Below are 21,500 nucleotides of genomic sequence, written 5' to 3'. Positions count from 1 at the left end.
GGAGCCTGCGCATTCGGACCGAAATCCGGCAGCCCCCGCTTGGATCGCCACTCTACGGGGTGCCGAGTCCGGCGTACACCCACTGCGCGTCACGCCAGGTGGCGCGGTCCAAGCAGTTGCGACCGTCGATGATCGAGCGGCCACGGACCACCGGGTCCAGATCGGCCGGGGTCAACGCGGTGAACTCGTCCCACTCGGTCAGCACCAGGACCACATCGGCGCGATCGCAGGCCTCGGCCACCGAGGTGGCGTAGTTGAGCGTGGGGAAGACCCGGCGCGAATTCTCCACCGCCTTCGGGTCGTAGACGGTCACCACCGCGCCGTGCAGCTGGATCATCCCGGCCACGTTCAGCGCGGGCGAATCGCGCACGTCGTCGGATTCGGGCTTGAACGCCGCGCCGAGCACCGCCACGTTGGCGCCGAGCAGTGAGCCGCCGCAGGCGCGGGCGGCCATGTCGACCACCTTGGTGCGGCGGCGCATGTTGATGTTGTCGACCTCGCGCAGGAAGGCCACCGCGTGATCGGCGCCGAGTTCCCCGGAACGGGCCATGAACGCGCGGATGTCCTTGGGCAGGCAGCCGCCGCCGAAACCCAGTCCGGCATTGAGGAAGCGGCGGCCGATGCGGGCGTCGTAGCCCAGCGCGTCGGCCAGCATGGTGACGTCGGCGCCGGTGGCCTCGCAGACCTCCGAGACCGCGTTGATGAACGAGATCTTGGTCGCCAGAAAGGCATTCGCCGAGACCTTCACCAGTTCGGCGGTGGCCAGGTCGGTGAGCAGGAAGGGGATCTCGGCGGCGATCAGGTCGGCGTAGATCTCGCGGATGTGCTGCTCGACCCAGTCCGCGCGCTCGCGAGTGCGATCGAGGCCGAGGACGAGGCGGTCCGGGCGCAGGGTGTCCTGCACCGCGAAACCCTCACGCAGGAACTCCGGATTCCAGGCGACCTCGACGTCGACCTGCGCCCGCTCGCGGGCTCGAACACCCAGTGCCGCGGCGGTTCCCACCGGCACCGTCGACTTGCCGACGATCATCGCCGGACGCTCCAGCATCGGCGCGAGCGTATCCACCACGGCGTGCACGTATTTCAGGTCGGCGCCGTACTCGCCCTTCTTCTGCGGTGTGCCGACACCGAGGAAGTGGACGTCGGCGTGCGCGGCCGCGTCCGCGTAGTCGGTGGTGAATCGCAGCCTGCCCGCGGCGAGGTTGCGTTGCAGCACCTGCTCGAGGCCGGGCTCGTAGAACGGCACCACCCCGTCGGCCAGTTTGGCCACCTTGCCGGGATCGACGTCGACCCCGACCACATCGTGCCCCAGCTCGGCCATACACGCGGCATGCGTGGCCCCCAGGTACCCCGTTCCGAAGACTGTGCATCGCATGGTTTGTTGGTAAGCGCTGGGTGTGGCTACGCCGCGTCAGCGAGGCAAGAGCGGGCGCAACATCTGGTGTACAGGGGGAGAAGTGGGTGGATCGGCGCTGGTCGCGGCGGTGCGGGCTAGCATCGGTGCGTGCGCGGGCGCCGGATTCTGATCGCAGTGAGCGGGCTGGTGCTCGCGGCACTCGTCGTCACCGTGGCGTTGTGGCCGGTGTACGTGCGCCCGCGGACCGACCCGCCCCAGCCCGCCGACGCCATCCTCATCCTCGGCGGCGCGCACGACGGCCGTGAAGAACTCGGGCTGCGCCTGGCCGCCGAGGGTTACGCACCGCGCGTGCTCGTCTCCAACCCCTACGAGCGCAGCCCGATGATCAACCGGATCTGCCACGGCGGCTACAGCTTCGAGGTCATCTGCTTCGACCCCAGCCCCCGCACCACCCTCGGCGAAGGCCGCGAACTCGCCCGCCTCGGCACCGACTGGGACCGCGTCATCGTCGTCACCTTCACCCCCCACATCTCCCGATCCCGCTACATCCTCGGCAAATGCTGGCCCGGCGAACTCCTCTTCGTCGACCCGAAACCCCACCTGTCCCCGGCCCGCTGGGCGTGGGACTACGCCTATCAGTCGGCGGGGTATGCGAAGGCCTGGTTCGCGGACTGCTGAGTGAGCCCGGTTCGATTGCCGGCTACTTGCCGGTACCGACCGAACGGGCGCTGTCTCGGATGTACGCTCGCGCAGCACTCCTGTCGGGGGGAGCGCGAGCGGGCGGTCAGCAGGTCGCCCTGACATCTGTGAGCAGGGGAATCAACGATGAATCAATGGACGGCCGTGATGCGAATCGGCGGAGTAGCCGCCGTGCTGCTCGTCGGTGTGACGGGGTGTGCGGTAGAGAACGAGTCGAGTGCGCGTGCCACCTCCTCGGCCGCCACCTCAACTGTTGCGGACCTACCGGCACCGGTCGAAACGAGCCCACCGGCGATCGCGCCACTCGCGCCGGTGACCTCGTCGAGCCCGGCAGCGGCACCGGCTCCGGCCGCTGTCATGCCTGCGGTGGTCTGTATGAATCTGCAGGACGCGCAGAACACGATCCAGGCGGCCGGGGTGTTCTACTCCCGGTCAGAAGACGCGAGTGGTCGTGGTCGCGCCCAGGTCATGGACCGCAACTGGACCGTCGTCGCCCAGACCCCGGCGCCGGGAACTCCGTTCGGAGAAGGGGAAGCGGTGTTGTCGGTCGTGAAGAACGACGAGCCCAGTCAGTGCTGACAGGTCGCGATCGCTGAGTCGGTCGAGACACCGAGACAACGAAAGCGCCCCGGATTCGAAGGAATCCGGGGCGCTTTCAGGTTTCAGTTGTCAGCTCTTGCGGCCCGGGGACTTGGCTCCGGACTTGAAGCCGAGGCCGCCTGGTTTGGCGGTCGGCGGGGCTACCGGTGGGGTTCCGTTGCCGTTGCCGTTGCCGTTGCCGTTGCCGTTGCCGTTGCCGTTGCCGTTGGTGGGCTCGGGCTGCGCGGTCTGGGCAGCGGGGGCTTCCGGTTCCGCGGGAGCTGCCGGTTCGGCGGGGGTTTCCGGCTCGGTGGGAGCCGGGGTTGCCGTCGCGGCGGGCTTCGGGGTGCCGGGGGCCTTGGGGCCGGGGCGTTTGAAGCCTGACTTCATCGCCAGGCCCTTGGCGGCGACCGTGGGCTTGGACTCGGTGGGGGCCGAGGCCGGTTCCGCGGCGGGGGCTTCGGCGGCCGGGGCCGCTTCCACGGGGGCCGGGGTCGTTTCCGCTGCGGCCGCTTCTGCTGCCGGAGCTTCCGTGGCGGGCTTCGGGGCGCCGGGAGCCTTCGGGCCGGGGCGCTTGAAGCCCGACTTCATCGCCAAGCCCTTCGCCGCGACGGTGGGCTTGGTCTCCGTCGGGGCCGACTCGGTGGCGGGTGCTTCGGCGGCCGGAGCCGCTTCCGCTGCCGGAGTCGCTGCCGCGGGTGCCTTGGCGCCCGGAGCCTTCGCACCGGACTTCATACCCAGACCACCAGGGGCCTTCGCTCCGCCCTTCATTCCCAGACCCTTGACCGGGGCCGCGGGAGCCGCGGACTCGGCAGCCGGGGCGGCGTCGGCCGCGGGGGCCTTCGCGCCGGGGGCTTTCGCCCCGCCCTTCATGCCGAGGCCACCGGGGGCCTTGGCGGCACCCTTCATGCCCAGGCCCTTGGCCGGAGCAGCCTCAGCAGCCGGAGCCGCGTCCGCCGCAGGAGCCTTCGCGCCGGGTGCCTTGGCGGCGCCCTTCATGCCGAGGCCACCGCCACCGGGTGCCTTGGCCGGGCCCTTCATCCCGAGACCGCCACCGGGTGCCTTGGCCGGGCCCTTCATCCCGAGACCGCCACCGGGTGCCTTCGCGGCACCCTTCATCCCGAGGCCACCACCAGCCGGGGCGGCCTTCGGCGCGGTCTCGGTCGCCGTCTCGGCCACCACCACCGGTTCTGGTTCCGGTTCGGGTTCGGGTTCGGCCTTGGGTTCCTGGATCACCAACAGATTCGCCGACAATTCCGCCGCCTCGACCCGGGTGATCGAGTCCAACATCAACTGGGCGACGTCGACGACCTCGACACCTTCACCCTGGCCCTGTTCCTGACGGGCGGTCACACCATCGGTGAGCATCACCCGGCAGAACGGGCACCCGGTCGCGATCTTGGTCGGGTTCGTCGACAACGCTTCATCGACACGATCGACGTTGATGCGTTTGCCGAGTTGTTCTTCCATCCACATCCGGGCACCACCGGCACCACAACACATCGACCGTTCCCCGTGACGAGGCATCTCGACCAGAGTCGACCCCGACGCTTCCATCAACTCACGCGGGGCGTTGTAGATCTTGTTGTGCCGACCCAGATAGCAGGGGTCGTGGTAGGTGATGTTCTGCGACACCGACGCGACCGGGACCAGCTTCTTCTGCCGGACCAGGCGGTTGAGCAGCTGGGTGTGGTGCACGACCTCATAGGTGCCACCGACCTGGGGGTATTCGTTGTTGAGCGCGTTGAAGCAATGCGCACAGGTGACCACGATCTTCTTCTTCGACTGCTCGACACCCTCGAAGACCGAGTTGATGACCTCGATGTTCTGCATCGCCAACTGCTGGAACAAGAACTCGTTACCCGCACGCCGCGCGGAGTCACCGGTGCAGGTCTCCTCGGCACCCAACACCATGAACTTGGTGCCCGCGGTCGCCAACAACTCCGCCACGGCCTTGGTGGTCTTCTTCGCGCGGTCTTCATACGCGCCCGCGCACCCGACCCAGAACAGGTACTCGTAACCGTCGAAGGAATCAGCGTCCTGGCCGAAGACCGGGATGTCGAAATCGACTTCCTTGATCCAGTTCAACCGGTCTTTGGAGTTCTGGCCCCACGGGTTGCCCTTGTTCTCGAGGTTCTTGAACAACCCGGCCAGCTCGGAGGGGAACTCCGACTCGATGAGCACCTGGTAGCGGCGCATGTCGATGATGTGGTCGACGTGTTCGATATCGACCGGGCACTGCTCGACACACGCACCACAGGTCGTGCACGACCACAAAACCTCGGGATCGATGATGCCGTGAATGTCCTCGGCACCGATCAGGGGACGCTCCGCCTCGGCGCGCGCGGCCTCGGGGATCTTGGCCAGCGCGGCCTCGTCGGGCTTGCCGTCGGCGTCGACCAGACCGATCTCGTCGCCACCGGGATCCTTGCGGCCACCGGCCAGCAGGTAGGGGGCCGCGGCGTAACCGTGGTCGCGCAGCGACATGATCAGCAGCTTGGGCGAGAGCGGCTTGCCGGTGTTCCAGGCGGGGCACTGCGACTGGCAGCGACCGCACTCGGTGCAGGTGGTGAAGTCCAGCCAGCCCTTCCAGGAGAAGTCCTCCATGCGGCCGACGCCGAGACTGTCGACATCGGGATCGACATTCTCCATGTCGAGGACCTTGCCGTTGGAGATCATCGGCTTGACCGCGCCGAGGGCGACGCCGCCGTCGGCCTCACGCTTGAAGTAGATGTTCGGGAACGCCGAGAACCGGTGCCAGGCCACACCCCAGGTGATGTTGCGGCCGACCAGGTACAGGAACGCCATGCCCGACATCAGCTTGACGAACGCGAAGATCGACACCATGGTCGGGCTCGCGGGCAGCAGCTTGGCGATCTGCATGGTGAAGAAGTCGGTGGAGGCGTGCGCGTTGCCGTAGGTCGCGAGCTTGCCCGCCTTGACGAAGATCATGCCGAGGCCCTCGAGCAGGACGATCGTCTCGATCACGTAGGCGGGGGCGAACTTGGAGCCGCTGAAACGCGACAGCCGCTCAGGGATCCGGGGGTGGTTCAGCTGCCGGATGATGATCAGCGCGCCGATGCCGACCACGGTGCCGATGCCGAGGATCTCGTCCCAGAGGTGGTAGATCGCGGTGTCACCGATGATCGGCCAGTGGAACTTCGGATCGAAGGTCTGGCCGTACGCCTCGAACCAGAGCATGGCGCCGCCCATGAAGCCGATCATGACCAGCCAGTGCGCCCAGCCGACGGTGCGGAACTTGTTCATCCGCGTGTGGGCGAGGAACTCGATGACCATCGTCTTGAACCGCGGGAAGAACGGTCGCCAACGATCCGGAGCTGACTGGCCGATCGTCACGGCCTTGCCGATGTTCCATGCGCCGCCGAGGAACGACGCCCAACAGAACAGGCTGAGCACAGCTCCAATCGTGCCCAACGTGATTGTCAGGGCATTCATGTCGCGACCTTTCTTTAGAGGCAACACGAGGGTCTGGGGCAGGCATGCCCACCCGGTTGGCTCGTATCGTAACCGGCGCTAAGTTACCGGCCAGTAACTACCGGTGTCCACCGTAGGATCGGCATTTGCGCTCTGACCTTGTTTACTGCGGCTTGACCTGGAATTTGCCTGTGAGCAATATCACACAAATGTTTGCCGTAAGGTTCCCAAGTCTGCTGCTTAACACCGTAAACCGTGCGTGATCTGCGACGGAGCTAAGGCCAGGCTTACTAGCTCCGCCGAGATTGCTTCTGGCCTCAGGGGTTTCGGTCCATTAGGCTCCAGCTGTTCTGTCTGCTGTGCCGGTCTTCACACTGCTCGGGGAGAAGTAGGGGACATCTCATAAAGGTGTGCCCACTTGACGAGATCTCGCGTGTCGCGGACCGAGCGCCGTACCACACCTGATGGATGGGAACCTCAATGAATTTCCGTAGGACCACTGCGGCAGCCGCACTGGTTATCGGGGCGATGACTGTCACCGCGGGCACCTCGTACGCCGAGCCCGCGCCGCAGGACATCAAGTACTCGGTGAAGCTGGTCGACAAGACCGTCGTCGCCACTCTGCAGAACGGCACGTTCTCGATCGTCGAGGAGCCGGGCGAGACCGAGGACGCACCCAAGACCAAGGTCGCCGAGATCAAGGACAGTCGGGGGGCTGTCGTGATCTCGCTGCCGATCGACTACACGATCAATGGCGCCGCCATCCCGATCGCGAGCGAGCTCGACAAGGACAGCAAGGTCCTCTCGCTCACCCCGGAGAAGCCCGAGGGTGTCGAGATCGGCCAGGAGACCGTCGTCCCGCAGCCGGTGCTCAAGGGTGAGGCGATCGCCTCGCCGCAGGAGAACCAGAAGGCGATCAACGACTTCGCGGGCAAGTTCAGCATCGGCACCGCGATCGGCACCTTCGTCGGCACCGCGATCGGTGCGATCGTCGGCTGTGGCCTCGGCCTGCTCGCCATCCTGGCCGGCTGCATCGTCGGCCTCCCGCTCGGCGCCTCGATCGGCGGCATCCTCGGCATGATCGCGATCGGCGGGCCGACCATGGCCGTCGCCGGTTTCGAGCTGCTGCAGGTGCTGCAGGCCGAGCCGGGCACGTCGGTGTGGGCCGACAAGCCGCAGCCCGCTCCGGCCGGCTGAGACGGGCTCAGCCCGAACAGTTTCCACGAAGGCCCCGCTCCAATCGGAGCGGGGCCTTCGTGCGTTGCGGGGTGGTTGGGGTATGCAACCTGACTGATCAAGGGCTCAGCGAGGCGTTCAGGGGGTACTGGGTGCGGGGCTGGGAGACCGCTAGAGGGTGACGGAAAGCAACGGCGGGTGACAGAAAGCAGTTGGCCCGGTAGCGCAATGCGCTACCGGGCCAACTGTGGCTGCTCTGTGCCTGGGGCTTTCGGTCAGTTGGTGCGGACCGAGAGGCCGGGGTTGTCCGAGAGGACGACGCTCAGGGGCTGGGCGAAGAGCTGGGGGGTGTCGCCGGTGATGGCACCGATGATGTTCGGGATCTCGCAGATCGGGAAGTCGGCGACCGAGGAGGCGCTGGAGATACCGAGGGCGAGGCGGCCGGTCACGATCGCGCCGCCGGAGTCACCGGGGAGGGCGCAGATGTTGGCCGAGAAGCTCTGGGTGAGCTGACGATCGCCGACCTGCACGGTCTGGTCGACACCGTTGACCACGCCGCAGCTGAAGCCGGTGCGGGCACCGGACTTGCAGACGGGGGCACCGACCACGGGGGTGGCCACGCCGTCGACGGGGATGGGGGCGGCGCCGGGCACGCGGACGAGGTTGTTCTCGAAGCGGGCGCGGGCGTTGTCGTTGACCCGGATGATCGAGTAGTCCTGCTGGCCGAGCACCGACTTCTGGAAGGTGCCGAGCTGGGCGCCCGCGCGGTCGCCGTTCACCTCGTAGATGGCGGCGGCGTCACCGGTACCGGCGGTGCCGATGTCGGGGTTGCAGTGGCCCGCCGAGATGTTGATGACGTTGCCCGCGCGGTCGGTGCCGTTGAAGCCCAGCGAGCAGCGCAGCGAGCTGCGGCCGAGCACGGAGGCGTAGCCGTCGCCGCCGGCCAGCGCGCCGTTGCCGTCACCGGCGACGGGGGTGGCGGACAGGTCGATCCGCTCGCCTGCCACCGGCGGTGCGGTGACGACGACGCGGGACGGGTCGATGAAGCTCGGCAGCGGCAGGCCGGCCTGCTCCACGCGCACCGCGATCGCGTTGTTCACGGTGTCGACGACGACGCCACGCACCAGCGCGGCGACCTCCGGCGGCGCGGCCGCGAGCCAGTTCTCGAACGCGGACTTCTCGCCACGCAGGGTCGACTCGCTCTTGGCGACGTTGCGCACCTCGAACCCGGCCGACTCGGCGGCCTCGCGGGCCTGGTCGGCGCCGGGACCGTTCGCGAGCGCGACGACGGCGTTGCCCGAGTCGCTGAGCCAGGAACCGGCGAACACCTGCGGGAACTGGCGCTGCGCGGTGGTCGAGAACGCGGCGACCTGCTGCGCCAGATCGGCGCGGCGCAGGTACTCCTCGGGCGAGATCTTCAGATCACGGGTGACCGCTTCGATCAGCTGCGCCGGCAGGTCGACGGCGGGCGCGGGCTGCGCCTCGGCGACTGCCATGGTGGGGCCGAACAGCAGAATCGCCGCCGAAGCGGCGATCACGGACTTCCGAGCTCTTCTCGAGCTTCGCGCGGACGGGGTGCGACCCAGACGTGGCAGGAGCATGATCGAACTATATGGGTTCGGACGGGTTATGCCTACTCGTACCTGGCACGAGATTTCGCTCACCCCGTTGGGGGCGGTCTTCAGCCCGCGTTCGACTTGGTGCGCACCGAGATTCCGCTGCCGAGCCCGCCGCCCGAGCTCGCCTCGATATCGGCCAGGATCGGCCGGATCGGGATGCCGAGCGTGGCGGTGCCGCCGTAGGGCGCGAGCGCGGTGTTGGCCTCGGCGCAGTTGGGCGCCTCGGCGGCGTTGGAGCCGCTGGTGATGCCGAGCGCGAGGGTGCCCGAGACGATCGCGCCGCCACTGTCACCGCCGAGCGTGCAGGCACTGCTGGCGAAGCCACGGATGGTCTTGCTGATGCCCTCCGCGGTGAACAGCTGGGTCTCCACCCGGTCCGCCGAGACGAAACCGCAGGTGAACGTGGAGGACTGGCCGGTCTTGCAGACCGGGGCGCCGGTGACCGGTTCGGCCGTGCCGGTGATGGTGAGCGTGGTGCCGTTGGCGCCGCGCACCCGGGGCTGGTCCATGCCCGCGTTCACGGCGCGCTCGTTGAGCTGGATCACCGAGTAGTCCAGCGAGGCGGGCCCGCCGAGCACGGACTTGGCGAACGCACCGACCTGGGGGCTGTTGGGGATGTCGCGCACGTTCGGCGAGTAGACCGGCGCCGCGCCGCCGTCGTCGACGTTCGGGTTGCAGTGGCCCGCGGAGATGTTGAGCGCGTTGCCCGCGGCGTCGGTGCTGTTGAAGCCGAACGAGCACACGTCGACCCCGCGCAGCGTGGTGTCGTGCAGGTCGGTCTTCGCGGTGATGTAGGTGTCGCCGCCCATCGGCCGGTACTCCACCGCACCGCCGCCGCCGGGGGAGAGCACCACCTTGATGGTGGCGATCAGGGTCGGCAGGTTCAGCAGGTGGCCGGTGCCGGTGTTGGCGATGTTGAGCACCAGCTGGCTGTTGAGCGCGTCGATCGCGATCGAGCTGATCGGCTCGGAGATCTCGCGCGGCAGCGCGGCGATCCACTGGCTCAGCTGGATCAGCGCGCCCTCGAGGCCGTTGGCCGAGATGGGGGCGAGGTGGGTCTGGTAGCCGTCGGCCGCGGCGATCCGGCCCGCGTCGGCATTGGTGACGGCGACGACGGCCTTGCCCTCCGGCGTCAGCCAGGCACCGGCGAAGGTGTCGGGGTTCTCGGCGCGGAAGTCGCTCGCGTAGTCGCGCAGCTGCTGCGCGCGGGCGGCCCGGTCGAGGTATTCGGTCGGGGTCATCCCCAGATCGCGCGACAGGGCCGTCACCATTTCGGCTGGTAGCGCGTCCGCGGGAAGCTGAACGGGCGCAGCGGGTTCCGCCGAGGCGATACCGGAGCCGAGCAGGGGTGCGAGTAGAACAGTCGCGGCGAACCCGGCGGAGGCTGCCTTGACCGCGGCGCGACGCGCCACCAACTTGCGCATGAAATCCCTTCGTCGGCACGAGTGACCGAAACCACCGCCGGAGGCGATCATGTCGGTCAGCGCATCACTCTAGGGCACGGTCGTCCGGTGGGCGCGGTTACGGTGCACCCGGACGAGATCAGCGAGTGCCCGGAATCGTCAGGGGCGGTGGGAGATAGTCCGGCGGGTAGGTGCGGAACGGCCACGGCGAGCGCGTGGTGCTGCTGCTCCCGGCGTCCGGCTGCTCCTCGGTGGTGGTCGGTTCGCCCTCCGGTTCGGCTTCCGGTTCCGGTTCCGGCGTCGTTTCCTCGACGGGCGGCGGCGGTGGTGCCGGTGCGGGCGGCTCGTCGGTGGTCGGGACGACGACCGGTGCGGGCGTGGTCGATTCGACGACCGGCGCGGGCGGTGGCGGCACCGGTGTCGGCGCGGGCTCGGTGAGCTGTTCGGTTCGCGCGTCCGAGATCGGCGGCGGGGCGACCGGCTCGCTGCCGCGCAGCACCACCGAGACGGCGACGGCGCCGAGCAGCAGGCCGACGAGCGCGGCGGCCGCGATCAGCAGCGGCGTCCGGCTGCGGGCGGGCGGTGGTGTTTCGACGGGGACTGCCGCGGCGGCGACCGGCACGTCCATCGCCTTCGTCGGCAGGTTCGTCACCGGCAGGGCCGCCGAGTACGCCTGCGCGGTCACCATCGGGGTGGCGAGCGCGGGCATGACATCGGTGACCACCAGCGAGTTCTCGGTGACGATCGGGTCGGGCGGGGTCGCGCCGGCCGGGGTGGCCAGCACCGCGACGAGCGCGGCCCGGGCGGCGGCGGTGGCGTAGGTGCGGCCGGGGTCGGCGCCGTCGACGGGTTGGGGCAGTTCGTCCTCGCCGAGCAGCGCCACCGACTTCAGGCCCAGATAGTCCAGCGCCTCGCGCACACCGCGCACGATCTCCGGCGGCCAGTGGGCCGGATGCGTCGCGTAGAACTCGGCGGGGCCGCTGAGGTGTTCGGTGGTGAGGTCGATGAGGCAGAACATCGCGGTCGCCAGCAGGTCCTCGGCGCGGTAGGCCTCGCCGCCGTCGACATCGACCCCGGCCGGGTCGCCGATCGCGCGGATGAACCCGGCGACGGAGTGGGCGTGCGCGCTCGGGGCCGGACCGCCGAGCGCGGCATCGCCGTCGTCGGACATGTGCAGGACGGATTCGCGTGCGACGAAGGTCACCGAGCCGTCCTCGATGACCACCGCGGCGATGCACTCGTCATCGGCGATGCGCAGGCCGACTCCGGTGGCCATCCCGTTTACCTCCCCCGGGACCGTCACACCAGCAGTGAACCGTGTCCCATCGCGCGGAGCATTGACAATAGTTCCGATCGTGACCGGGCGCCCGTCCGACGTCGGATTCGCGCGACGTGATGCTCCACGGTTTTCGCGGAAATGTACAGCCGTGCGCCGATCTCCCGATAGGTCAGCCCGAGCAGAACCAGCTCGGCGACCTCGCGTTCGCGGTCGCTGAGCACGGTGGCCTCGAACTGCGGGGCCGGGCCGCCCGACGCCGGCGGGAGCGACCGCGCCACCGGCGGCGACTGCGCCACCGGGCGGGCGTTGACGCGCACCGCGCGGGCCAGTTTGAGCAGGGTGGTCGCGGTGGTCGAGTCGCCGGCGGCAAGGGCGGCCTCACTGGCGAGTCGAGCGGCGTCCCAGGTGAGGCCGAGCTCGGCCAGCGCCGACACCGCGGCCTCGACCTGGGCCGCGACGACCTGACCGCGCAGCACGAGCACCCAGGTGCGGCCCGCGTCGGCGAGCACGGCGGCCTGCCGGTCGCCGTCGGCCGCGGCGGTCTTGAGCGCGTGGGCGTGCGGCAGCAGATCGCTGGGAGACTCGCCGGCCAGCGCGGCCTGCACCCCGTACCAGTGGAACGAATTGGTCCAGGCGGGCGCGCGACCCACCTTGCGCAGCAGCGCGCGGGCCGTGGCGACGAGCGGTTCGATCCGGCGCGCATCGCGCAACCGGATGCCCGCCAGCCACAGTTCGCCGATCGGCAGCAGGCTCAGCAGGTCGGCGTCGAGCTCGTCGAACAGCGGGCACGCGGACTGCCAGGCGCGGGTCAGCGCCGCGTGATCGCCGCCGCGCCGGGCCAGGCCGACCGCGAGGGCGTGGGCGAGCAGCTGATCGCGTGGTTCCAGCGCCGGGATGTCGATCTCGGCGAGGGTGCTCGCGGCGCGCCGTTCGTCACCGCCGAGCAGCGCGGTCCAGGCGGTGAGGACGGCCAGCTGGGGGCTCGCGCCCTTGCTCGCGGCGCGGCGCAGTGCGTCACCGGCGCGGCCCGGTTCGCCGACGCCGAGGCAGAGCAGGGTGGCGATCGAGCGGGCCGAGCAGGGCAGGTAGCGGTCGTCGTCGGTGTTGCTCGCCTGGACGAGGGCGGAGATGGCCGCGGCCGTCCCGGCGCCGTGCGGGTCGAGCGAATCGTCGAACGCGCTGACGACGAGTCGCGCGCACGCGTCTGCCTCGGTCGGTGGCCAGTGCTTGGCCGTCTCGGACATGCGAGTCGCCTCCGCGATCTCACCGGCCATGGTGAGCACCATCGCGGCGGGCGCCCAGTCGGCGTTGATTCGTTCGGGTCCGAGCCAGCGGTACAGTTCGGCCGCCCGGCCCACCAGGCCGCGCCGGGTGAGAACAGACGCGGAGATCCGCACGGCGGCGACGAGTTCGGTCGGCGCGACGCGCTCGGCGGTGAGCAGCGGCTCGACCAGTCGCAGCGCGGTGTCGGTGTCGCCCGCCAGGGCCGCGGCCTCGGCCCAGCGCACCGCGATCGGCTCGACCGCAGCGCCCGCGGCGGCCGCGGCCGCGTAGTAGCGGGCCGCCTGCCCCGACTTCTCGGCGGTGCGGCAGAGGAATTCGGCCAGGCGTGCGTCGTGCACCCCCGACTCGGCCAGGAACAGGGCGGTGCTGTCGCGCAGCAGCCCCTCGTCCAGGCGCGCGGTCAGCAGGCGGCGCTGCACCTCGACGTAGCGGCGATCGCCGAGCAGGATGCGCAGCGGACCGACGGCGGGTGCGAGGAGCAGATCGGCATCGGTGACCAGCGCGCCGGCTCGCGCGCGGTCGATCAGGTCGTGCGCGGTGCCGAGGTCGACGCCGAGTATCTCGGTGAGTTCGGAGGCGTCCAAACCGGTTCCGGTGGCGGCGATGACGAGCGTGTCGAGCAGCGCGGGTTCCATCGTGTCGAGCAGCGTGCGGGTCCACGCGACGACGGCGTCGTCGACGGCCGCGACGCAGTGCTCGAGTTGGGCCCTGCGCGTGGCGTTCAGCGCGGCGACCACGCCGCCGGGGATGCCCGCCGTGAGTTCGTGGATGTGCAGGGCCAGCGGCCGGGAGACGGTCATGCCGAGCTCCCTGGCGAACAACGCGGTGTCGGCGCTGCCGAGAGCGCGCAGATCCACCGTGCGACCGTGCCGGGAGATCGTCTCGGACAGCACCCGCAGCCGGGCGTCGTGTGGGCGCGGCTGCGCGGTCAGCACCACCGAGCGGTGTCCGGATTCGATGGCCGCGCACAGGGTTTCGAGGTCGGTGTCGTTGTAGCGGTGGACATTGTCGGCGATGAGCACACCGCCCTCGCGCAGCGAATCGGTGACCGGAATGCCGCGTGCGCGCAGGTGTTTGCGAACGGCGTTGAGCAGGAACGACTTTCCGGTGCCCGACCGGCCGCGGATCAGCAACCGCACCGGCTGCTGATCGATGGTGTCGAGTGCGCGGAAGAGGGTTCTGCCGTTGGGGAAGGTGTCGAGAGCCAGCTCAGCCACCGTTTCCTCCCAGGACCCGTCCTGGCAGTTGCCTGCCTGATTCGAGGGTGTCGCCGACCGCGCCGCCGACATCGTCGAGTAGGCCGCCGGGGTTCACCTGGATGGTGGGGACCTGCGGTCGGGTCGGCTGTGCCGGTGCCGGTGCCGGTGCCGGTGCCGGTCCAGGTCCTGGGGCCGGTGCGGGCGCAGGTGCGGGGTTCGGCGACTGCCCAGCCTGGCCTGGTTGCCCCGCCTGGCCGGGTTGCGTCGGCTGCTGGGTGGCGGGTGCTCCGGCGGCCGGTGCCGGGGCACCACCGGCCTCGGCGTTGGTCTGCGCGGGACTCCCGGCGGTGGAGTTGCCCGGTTCTCCGGGGGCGCTGTTCGGTGCCCCCGCCTCGGTGACGCTCACCGGGTTCGCGCCGGTCGACCCGGGTGTGGTGGTCCCCTCGGGCCGGGCGGGATCGGCGACGGTCGAATCCGTGGCGTTCGGCGTCGCGGGAACACCGTCGGCGCCGGTCGAGACCGCGGCGGGCACCGCCGCACCGCTGGTCCCCGCGGCGGGGCCGGTCGGGGCGGAGGGCGGGGCACCCCCGAGCGCGAGGGTGCCGGTGGCCAGGGCGGCCATGGTCAGCGCGCCGACCGCGACGAGTGCCGTGCGCTTGGCGGTGGACATCCGGGAAGGCGCGGGTTCAGGTGCGGGCAACTCGGGGACCGCGACACCGGGCGCCGCGATCGCGCGTGCCGTGTCGCCGTGCGTCGCGGCGACCTGAATCGCGCCGACCGGCCGCACGGCGGCGATCGCCTCGGTGGGCACCGAGATCGCGGCCACGTCCAGGCCGATCTCGGCGGCGCCGTGCGCCGTGCCGGATCCGGGGTCGGCGCACACGACGATCGGCAGCCCGAACTCGCTCGAGATCAGCTCGGCGACCAGTGGAATCGCCGCACCGCCGCCGGCGAGCAGTACCCGGCCGACATCGCCCATGGTGAGACCGGCTTGGCGGACGGCGTCGCGGAGCAGATCCATCGAATCGAGCAGGGCCGGGCGCAGCAGGTCCTCGAGTTCGCCGCGGGTCAGCCGGATCTGGCTGGTGTGGGCGTCGGCATCGAGCGGGCCGACCGGAACGACCGTCGCGGTGATTCTGGACAGTTCTTCTTTCGCATTTCCGCAGCGCGCGCGCAATGCCGACAATTCGGCTTCGACAACGGGATCGAACGGGTCGATTTCGTTTTCGCCCAGTGCGTTAGCCAGGACATAACGCATCGTCAGAAGATCGAATTCGGTACCGGCGATCGCGGTGGTGTGCACCGGGGTGCCGAGCAGCCCGGCCTGTTCGCCGGTCCGTAGCACCGAGACCGTCAAGCCGCTCGCGCCCAAGTCGTAGACGACCAGCGCGCCGTCGTCGAACAGTCTGTTCTCCATTTCGTACCGGCGCACCGCGGCCAGCGGTTCGGGCACCACTGTCACCTCGGTCAGGCCGGCCCGTGCCAGCGCCGCGCGCGCCACCTCGACCGTGCGGTCCGGCCACCAGGCCGGGTGGCACGCGACGACGGTCGGTGCCGCGGCCGTGGGTTCGGACAGCGCGGTGACCAGCGCGTGGGTCGCGGCAGCGATCAGGTCGGCCGCGTCGTGGGTGGAACCGTCGTCTGCCAGCAGGTCCACTGGGTCACCGACCCTGGACAGGTAGTCGTCGACGATCACACCGGACGCGCTGTCGGCGGCGTCGGCGAATTCGGTCCGGCCGTCGGGGTGGATCCGCAGGGCGCTGCGATGGGTGACGACGGTGGCTCCGGCGCCGTCGGCGGTCATGGCCGCGGCGACCGAATTCGCCGCTCCGACAGTGATGCCGAGCGCCAGACGCTCTGTCATTGGACAACCCCGTTCGCAGGACTTCCGGTGGACGGTCAACGTGGAGAACAGCGGGTGTGCCGACGTGCTCGGTGTCCCATCCGATCTGTCGGTAGCCAGGGGGCAACTGTTACTTGCGCCGGGGCAGGTATGGGGGAATTCCCCTAATCGGCGAGCTGCCCCTAATGCGCGCGCCCACAGTGAACTAGGTATTCGCCCCGTTTCCCGTAACGCCGAGTCGGCTTAGCGTGAAAAACATTCCAACGACAACAGATCGGGCAGCCTGCCGACGATCTGGAGGAGCTGATCTCGATGACACCCAACGCGATTCTGGAATTCATCCTCAACCTGCTGCGCAACCGCGACGCCGCGGCGACCTATTGCGCCAACCCCTACGGTGCGCTGGCCGCCGCCGGCCTGGAGGTGACCCCCGAGGACATCTCCGCCTGCGCCCCGATGGTGGCGGAATCCGCGGTGGTCAGCGGCGGCTCCCAGTTGCAGGCGATCGTGGCGGCGGGCGCGGCGGCGAGTGCGAGTGTCGCGGCGACCTCGACGGCCGCCGCGGCCGCCGCCGTCACGGCCGCCACCGCTGCCGATGGCCAGCTCGGCGTCGGCCTCGACATCGGCCTCGGCGCCGCGGCCTCGGCGGTCGCCGGTGCCGCCGCCCAGGTCGGCGCGGGTATCGACGCCGCCGTCTCCGCGGTCACCGGCGCGAACGTCGACCTGAACGCAGGCGTCGGCCTGGATGGAGCGATCGACACCACGGTCGATCTGGGTGTCGGCCTCGAAGGCGCGCTGAATACCGCGATCGGTCTCGGCGCCGGCCTCGGCGGAGCGCTGAACGGCGCCGCGGGTCTCGGCGTCGGCCTCAACGGAGCACTGGACGGCGCGGCAGGTCTCGGCGCCCAGCTCAACGGCGCGGTAGCGGCCGGAGCCGATGTCGCCGCCGGTCTGAACGGTGCCGTCAACGGCGCGATCGGCGCCGCCACCGGCCTGGACACGGCCCTGAACGGGGCCATCGGCGCGGGCGCCGGGGTGGTCGGCGCGGTGGGCGCGGGCGCCGCGGCGGGCCTCGGCGGAGCCCTCACCGGAGCGGTCGGCGCGACAGGTGCGCTCGGTGGTGTGGTTGACGGTGCCGTCACGGGCGCGGTGGAGGGAGCCGCGGGCGTCGGTGGTGGGCTCGCCACAGGGATCGGCGGGGGGCTCGCTGGTGGGGTGAATGCCGGGGTGAGTGGTGCGACTGCCGTGGCGGGTGGGCTGGGTGCCGCCGCCACGGCCGGTGCGCAGGCTGCCGGAGGACTGGGCGCCGCTGCGACGACGACGGCGATCACCGGGCTCGATGGCGCGGTCGGCGCGGGGGCCGAATTCGGAACGGGATTGGAAACCGGGCTCGGCGGTGTCGCGTCGGCCGGTACCGGCCTGATCGGCGGGTTCACCGGCAGTGGTGAGGTCACCACCGGCCTGGATACAGCCCTGTCCTCAACCACCGGCATCGGCCTGACGAGCGGTCTACAGGGCGGCCTCGACACCGCCGCGACCGTCGGCACAGGCCTGGCCGGTTCGGCCACCGGCGGCGCGCAAGCGGGTCTCGGTGGGCTCGCGGACGCCGGTGCGGGGCTGACGGGTTCGGTGGCCGGCGGTGCTCAAGCAGGTCTCGGTGGCCTTGCCGATGCCGGTGCGGGTCTGACGGGTTCGGTCGTAGGCGGTGCCCAGACTGGGCTCGGCGGCATCGCGGATTCCGGTGTCGGCCTGGCTGGTTCGGCCGCGGGTGGTGCGCAAGCAGGTCTTGGTGGGCTCGCTGATGCCGGCGGCGGGCTGGCGGGCACGGCTGCGGGCGGTGCCCAGGTCGGAGTGGTCGGCGTCGCGGAAAGTGGTGTTGGGCTGGCGGGTTCGGCTGTCGGTGGGGCGCAGGCAGGGCTGGGTGGTGTCGTCGATGCGGGTGGGTCCGCCACGGCGGGTACCGGGCTCGGTGCGGGGCTGACCGGTACCGCGACCGGCGGCACACAACTCGGCGCCACAGCCGGTGACGCCCTCGGTACGGACATCGACTCCGCCGGCGCGTTCGGCACCCAGGGCGCGGTGACCACCGCCGCGGGCACCTGGTCCTCCGTCGACGTCTCCAGCGCGTTCGGTTCCGGCCTGCACGGATCGAGCCTCGGCGGTGAGTCGTCACTGTTCGGTGAGTCGAGCGCGGTCGTCGAGACCGGCCCGGACACGCACACCGACGGACTGTTCCACTGAGCGAAACGGCTACTGCGATGGGGACTCTCGCACCGAAGGTGGTGCCGCTGACGACGGTGTTGGCCGACACCGTCGCGGCGGCCCGCGCCGCGGGTCGCGACGATCTGGTGGTGCGACTCGAGACGGTCGCCGACCGGGTACGCGATCCGCGGCACCGGATCGTGGTCACCGGCCAGCTCGGTCAGGGCAAGAGCAGGTTCGTGAACGCGCTGCTCGGCCTCGACGTGTGCCCCGTCGGTGACGACACGACCACCGTCCTCCCGCTCCAGCTGTCCTACGGCGCCGAACCACGGGCCCACCTGGTGCTCGCCGAGCCCGGCGCGGAAGGATCGCGGGTGGAGATCCCGGTCGCCGAGATCGGCCGCGTCGACCACCGCAGTCCGTCGGCCGCGGGCAGGCAGATCGTGCGGATCGAGGTCGAGCTGCCGAATCGGCTGCTGGCCGATGGCGTCGTGCTGATCGACACCCCTGGTGTCGGCGGCCACGGAAGTTCCTGTGCCGCAGGCGTCCTGGGTATGGCCGCGGCGGCCGACGCCGTACTCGTGCTGTCCGACGCGTCCACCGAGCTCACCGAACCCGAGCTCACCTTCGTCCGTCAGCTCCGTGAACTGTGCCCAACGGTCGCCGTCCTGCTCACCAAGACCGACCTGTATCCGCACTGGCAGCAGGTGCTCGCGGCGGATCGCGCCCACCTGACCCGCGCCCGCGCCGACGTCGCCCTGATCCCGGTGTCGGCATCGCTGCGCGCGCACGCCCTGCGCCTGCAGGACGCGCAGCTCGGCCAGGAATCCGGTTTCGGAATGCTGTTCGGATTCCTGCGCGACCGGGTGGTCACGCGCGACCAGGCCGCGACCCGGCAGGCCGTGGCCCGTGAATTGTCCTCGGCGGCGGAGCATTTGGCGCTCGTACTCGGCAGCGAGCTGGTCGCCCTGCGCGATCCCGCGCTCGGCACGGCCGCCGTCGCGGAGTTGCAGGCGGCCCGCGCGGCCGCCGCGGATCTCCAGCGGCGCACCGCGACCTGGCAGCAGACACTCGCCGACGGCATCACCGATCTCGTCGGCGACATCGACCACGACCTGCGGGAACGGCTGCGCGAGGCCGCCCGCACCGGCCAGGAGTGGATCGACGAACACGACCCCGGCCGCCACTGGGACGCGGTCGCCGAATGGCTGTCCGGCACCGTCGACACCGCCCTCGGCGACAACCTCCTGCTCACCCACCGCCGCGCCGAATCGCTCGCCGAACGCATCGCGGCCCACTTCGCCGAGGCAGGCGCGGTCGAGCTGCCCGAGGTGCACGCCGACATGGACGACGAGCGCACGCTCCTCGGTTCGGGTTCGTTGGCCGAGCTCGAGCCCGAGATCGGTTTCACCAGCAAGGTGCTGGTCGGCATGCGTGGCTCCTACGGTGGGGTCCTGATGGTCGGCCTGGCCACCACGTTCGCCGGGCTGGCGATGCTGAATCCGATCTCCCTGGGCGCGGGTCTGATCGTGGGTGGCAAGGCCTACCGCGACGACAAGTCCGCGCGCCTGGCGCGGCGCCGGATCGAGGCCAACGCCGAGGTCCGGCGCTTCCTCGACGATGTGGCGTTCCAGGCGGGCAAGGACACCAAGGACCGCCTGCACCGCATCCACCGCGCGCTGCGCGATCACTTCGCCGGGGTGGCCGAGCGCACCCTGCGGTCGATCGACGACTCGCTGCGGGCCGCCCAGGACACCGCGACGATGGCCGCCACCCATCGCGCCGAACGCACCGCCGTGCTCGAACGGCAACTGCGCGCGGTCGCTGAACTGCGCCGATACGCGGATTCGATGCACACCGACCAGGAACTGCCCGGCGGTACTGTGTCCGGGTGAACCACCGTTTCGACACCGCCGCGCCCGGTGGCCGGACCACATCGACGGTCCTGGCCGAGGCGCACGAACTGGTCGCCGCGGCAGCGCGGGCCTTCGCCGGGGACGGGTACACGCGCGCCTTGCTGGCCGATTGCGAGTACCGCCTGCGCGAGCCACTGCGCGTCGCGCTGGCCGGTTCGATCAAAGCGGGCAAGTCGACGCTGCTCAACGCGCTGGTCGGCCAGGCCGTCGCCCCGACCGACGCCACCGAGTGCACCCGCGTGGTCACCTGGTACCGCGACGGCGCCACCCCCACCGTCACCGCCCATGCCGCCGACGGCGCCCGCGCCAATGTGATCGTGCGCCGCGGCGCGGGCGCGCACGGCCTCACCTTCGATCTGAACGCGCTGAGCTGGGACGCCGACGGCCCGCGCGCGGTGGACCACCTCGAGGTCGGCTGGCCCTCGGCCGCGCTGGCCCAGACCACGATCATCGATACCCCCGGCACCTCCTCCCTCTCGCGTGAGGTGTCGCAGCGCACCGCGCGACTGCTCACCCCCGCCGCCGAGGGCGGTTCGCCCGGCGCGGACGCCGTGGTCTACCTGTTGCGCCGCCTCGACGCCGCCGACGTGCAGTTCCTCGAGCAGATCGGCACCGGTGCCGGTGGCGCGGGCCCGCTCGGTGTGATCGGGGTGGTTTCGCGTGCCGACGAGATCGGCGCGGGCCGCATCGACGCGTTGCATTCCGCGCGTGATGTCGCCGCCCGCTTCGCGAGCGAGCTGGAGCGAACCGGCCTGTGCCAGGCGGTTATTCCGGTGGCCGGTCTGCTCGCGTACGCGGCCTCGACGCTGCGGCAGCCGGAGTTCGCCGCCTTCGAGGCACTGTCCACGGTGCCCGCCGAGGTGCTCGGCGACGCCCTGCTCTCGGCCGATCGCTTCGCCCGCGCCGACATCGCGCTGCCGGTGGCGCCCGAGACGCGCGCGCAACTGGTGGATCGCTTCGGCCTGTTCGGTATCCGGTTGGCCAACATGCTGATTCGCCTCGGTGCCCGCGATTCCGCCACGCTGGCAGCGCAATTGGCCGAGCGCAGCGGGATCGAGGAACTCCGCTCGGTCCTCGAGATCCAATTCGGCCAGCGTGCGGAGGAATTGAAGGCCCACTCGGCGCTGAGCGCCCTGAACCGAATCCTGGCCACCCGTCCCGGAACCGACGCCGATCAGCTGCTGCCCCGCGTGCGCGCTCGCCTGGCCGACGTGCACGGCTTCACCGAACTGCGTCTGCTCGGCCGCCTGCGCACCGACGAACTCCCGCTGCCCGCAGCGGTTCTCGCCGACCTGCACCGAATCCTCGGCGGCTCCGGTGTCGCCGCGCACCTGCGTCTGGGCCTGCCGCTCGACGTCGACGAGCACACCCTGCGGGCGAGGGCGGTCGAGGCGGTCCGCACCTGGCGCACCCGCGCGGCGCACCCACTCGCCGACCAGGCCACCGCCACCGCCTGCCGCGCCGCGGCCCGCAGCGCCGAGGGCATCCTGGCCACGCTGCCCCGCTGAG

General features: G+C 70.6%; 13 protein-coding genes. 6 read left to right on the top strand and 7 right to left on the bottom strand.

All coding sequences use genetic code 11. The annotated features are described in order from the left end of the window. Nucleotides 1-52: 52 nt before the first annotated feature. A complete protein-coding gene (locus tag ACFVVM_RS16445; protein ID WP_387618333.1) occupies nucleotides 53-1,375 on the bottom strand; it encodes a UDP-glucose dehydrogenase family protein in 1,323 nt (440 codons plus the stop codon). Between the two features lie 129 nt (nucleotides 1,376-1,504). On the opposite strand from ACFVVM_RS16445, the gene ACFVVM_RS16440 reads away from it, so the two are divergent. Together ACFVVM_RS16440 and ACFVVM_RS16435 are read left to right on the top strand one after the other, a co-directional pair. Continuing rightward, the gene (locus ACFVVM_RS16440; RefSeq protein WP_387618330.1) at nucleotides 1,505-2,035 is read left to right on the top strand and encodes a YdcF family protein; all 531 of its coding nucleotides are present in this window, start codon (nucleotides 1,505-1,507) and stop codon (nucleotides 2,033-2,035) included. 396 nt (nucleotides 2,036-2,431) lie between these two features. Continuing rightward, nucleotides 2,432-2,635, top strand: coding sequence for a PASTA domain-containing protein (locus ACFVVM_RS16435; RefSeq protein WP_387618328.1), 204 nt, complete (start codon nucleotides 2,432-2,434; stop codon nucleotides 2,633-2,635). A 90-nt stretch (nucleotides 2,636-2,725) separates the two neighbouring features. On the opposite strand, the gene ACFVVM_RS16430 is transcribed toward ACFVVM_RS16435, so the two are convergent. Then, on the bottom strand, nucleotides 2,726-6,091 hold the full coding sequence (locus ACFVVM_RS16430; RefSeq protein ID WP_387618326.1) for a (Fe-S)-binding protein: 3,366 nt from the start codon (nucleotides 6,089-6,091) through the stop codon (nucleotides 2,726-2,728). A 507-nt stretch (nucleotides 6,092-6,598) separates the two neighbouring features. On the opposite strand from ACFVVM_RS16430, the gene ACFVVM_RS16425 reads away from it, so the two are divergent. After that, nucleotides 6,599-7,267 carry a hypothetical protein gene (locus tag ACFVVM_RS16425; protein WP_387618324.1) on the top strand — a complete coding sequence of 223 codons (669 nt, stop codon included), beginning with the start codon at nucleotides 6,599-6,601 and terminating at the stop codon, nucleotides 7,265-7,267. 254 nt (nucleotides 7,268-7,521) lie between these two features. Here ACFVVM_RS16425 and ACFVVM_RS16420 read toward each other — a convergent pair whose 3' ends face one another. The 5 genes from ACFVVM_RS16420 to ACFVVM_RS16400 all read right to left on the bottom strand — a co-directional run bounded on the left by ACFVVM_RS16420 (nucleotide 7,522) and on the right by ACFVVM_RS16400 (nucleotide 15,894). Beyond that, nucleotides 7,522-8,784: a S1 family peptidase gene (locus tag ACFVVM_RS16420; protein ID WP_387618321.1), complete on the bottom strand. Its 1,263-nt coding sequence runs from the start codon at nucleotides 8,782-8,784 to the stop codon at nucleotides 7,522-7,524. Nucleotides 8,785-8,927: 143 nt separating this feature from the next. Further along, a complete protein-coding gene (locus ACFVVM_RS16415) occupies nucleotides 8,928-10,289 on the bottom strand; it encodes a S1 family peptidase (RefSeq protein ID WP_387618318.1) in 1,362 nt (453 codons plus the stop codon). A 118-nt stretch (nucleotides 10,290-10,407) separates the two neighbouring features. Continuing rightward, the gene (locus tag ACFVVM_RS16410; RefSeq protein ID WP_387618316.1) at nucleotides 10,408-11,544 is read right to left on the bottom strand and encodes a hypothetical protein; all 1,137 of its coding nucleotides are present in this window, start codon (nucleotides 11,542-11,544) and stop codon (nucleotides 10,408-10,410) included. Between the two features lie 23 nt (nucleotides 11,545-11,567). After that, complete coding sequence (locus ACFVVM_RS16405; RefSeq protein WP_387618315.1) at nucleotides 11,568-14,048, bottom strand: LuxR C-terminal-related transcriptional regulator; 2,481 nt, start codon at nucleotides 14,046-14,048, stop codon at nucleotides 11,568-11,570. Next, nucleotides 14,041-15,894 (bottom strand): Hsp70 family protein, encoded by a 1,854-nt coding sequence (locus ACFVVM_RS16400; RefSeq protein WP_387618312.1) that lies wholly within the window; start codon nucleotides 15,892-15,894, stop codon nucleotides 14,041-14,043. The genes ACFVVM_RS16405 and ACFVVM_RS16400 overlap by 8 nt, the downstream gene beginning before the upstream one ends. 291 nt (nucleotides 15,895-16,185) lie before the next feature. On the opposite strand from ACFVVM_RS16400, the gene ACFVVM_RS16395 reads away from it, so the two are divergent. The 3 genes from ACFVVM_RS16395 to ACFVVM_RS16385 are packed head-to-tail and all read left to right on the top strand — an operon-like array spanning nucleotide 16,186 to nucleotide 21,499. After that, entirely contained in the window at nucleotides 16,186-18,114 is a 1,929-nt protein-coding gene (locus ACFVVM_RS16395; RefSeq protein WP_387618310.1) for an IniB N-terminal domain-containing protein, read from the top strand. A 17-nt stretch (nucleotides 18,115-18,131) separates the two neighbouring features. Beyond that, nucleotides 18,132-19,970: a dynamin family protein gene (locus ACFVVM_RS16390; protein ID WP_387618307.1), complete on the top strand. Its 1,839-nt coding sequence runs from the start codon at nucleotides 18,132-18,134 to the stop codon at nucleotides 19,968-19,970. Further along, nucleotides 19,967-21,499: a dynamin family protein gene (locus tag ACFVVM_RS16385; protein WP_387618305.1), complete on the top strand. Its 1,533-nt coding sequence runs from the start codon at nucleotides 19,967-19,969 to the stop codon at nucleotides 21,497-21,499. The genes ACFVVM_RS16390 and ACFVVM_RS16385 overlap by 4 nt, the downstream gene beginning before the upstream one ends. The last annotated feature ends 1 nt before the right edge of the window (nucleotide 21,500 follow it).

Origin of the sequence: Nocardia sp. NPDC058176, from assembly GCF_042883805.1 — a bacterium.
Classification (GTDB): Bacteria; Actinomycetota; Actinomycetes; order Mycobacteriales; family Mycobacteriaceae; genus Nocardia.
The sequence above is the reverse complement of the archived record's forward strand: the minus strand, read 5'-3'. Positions and strand labels throughout refer to the sequence as shown.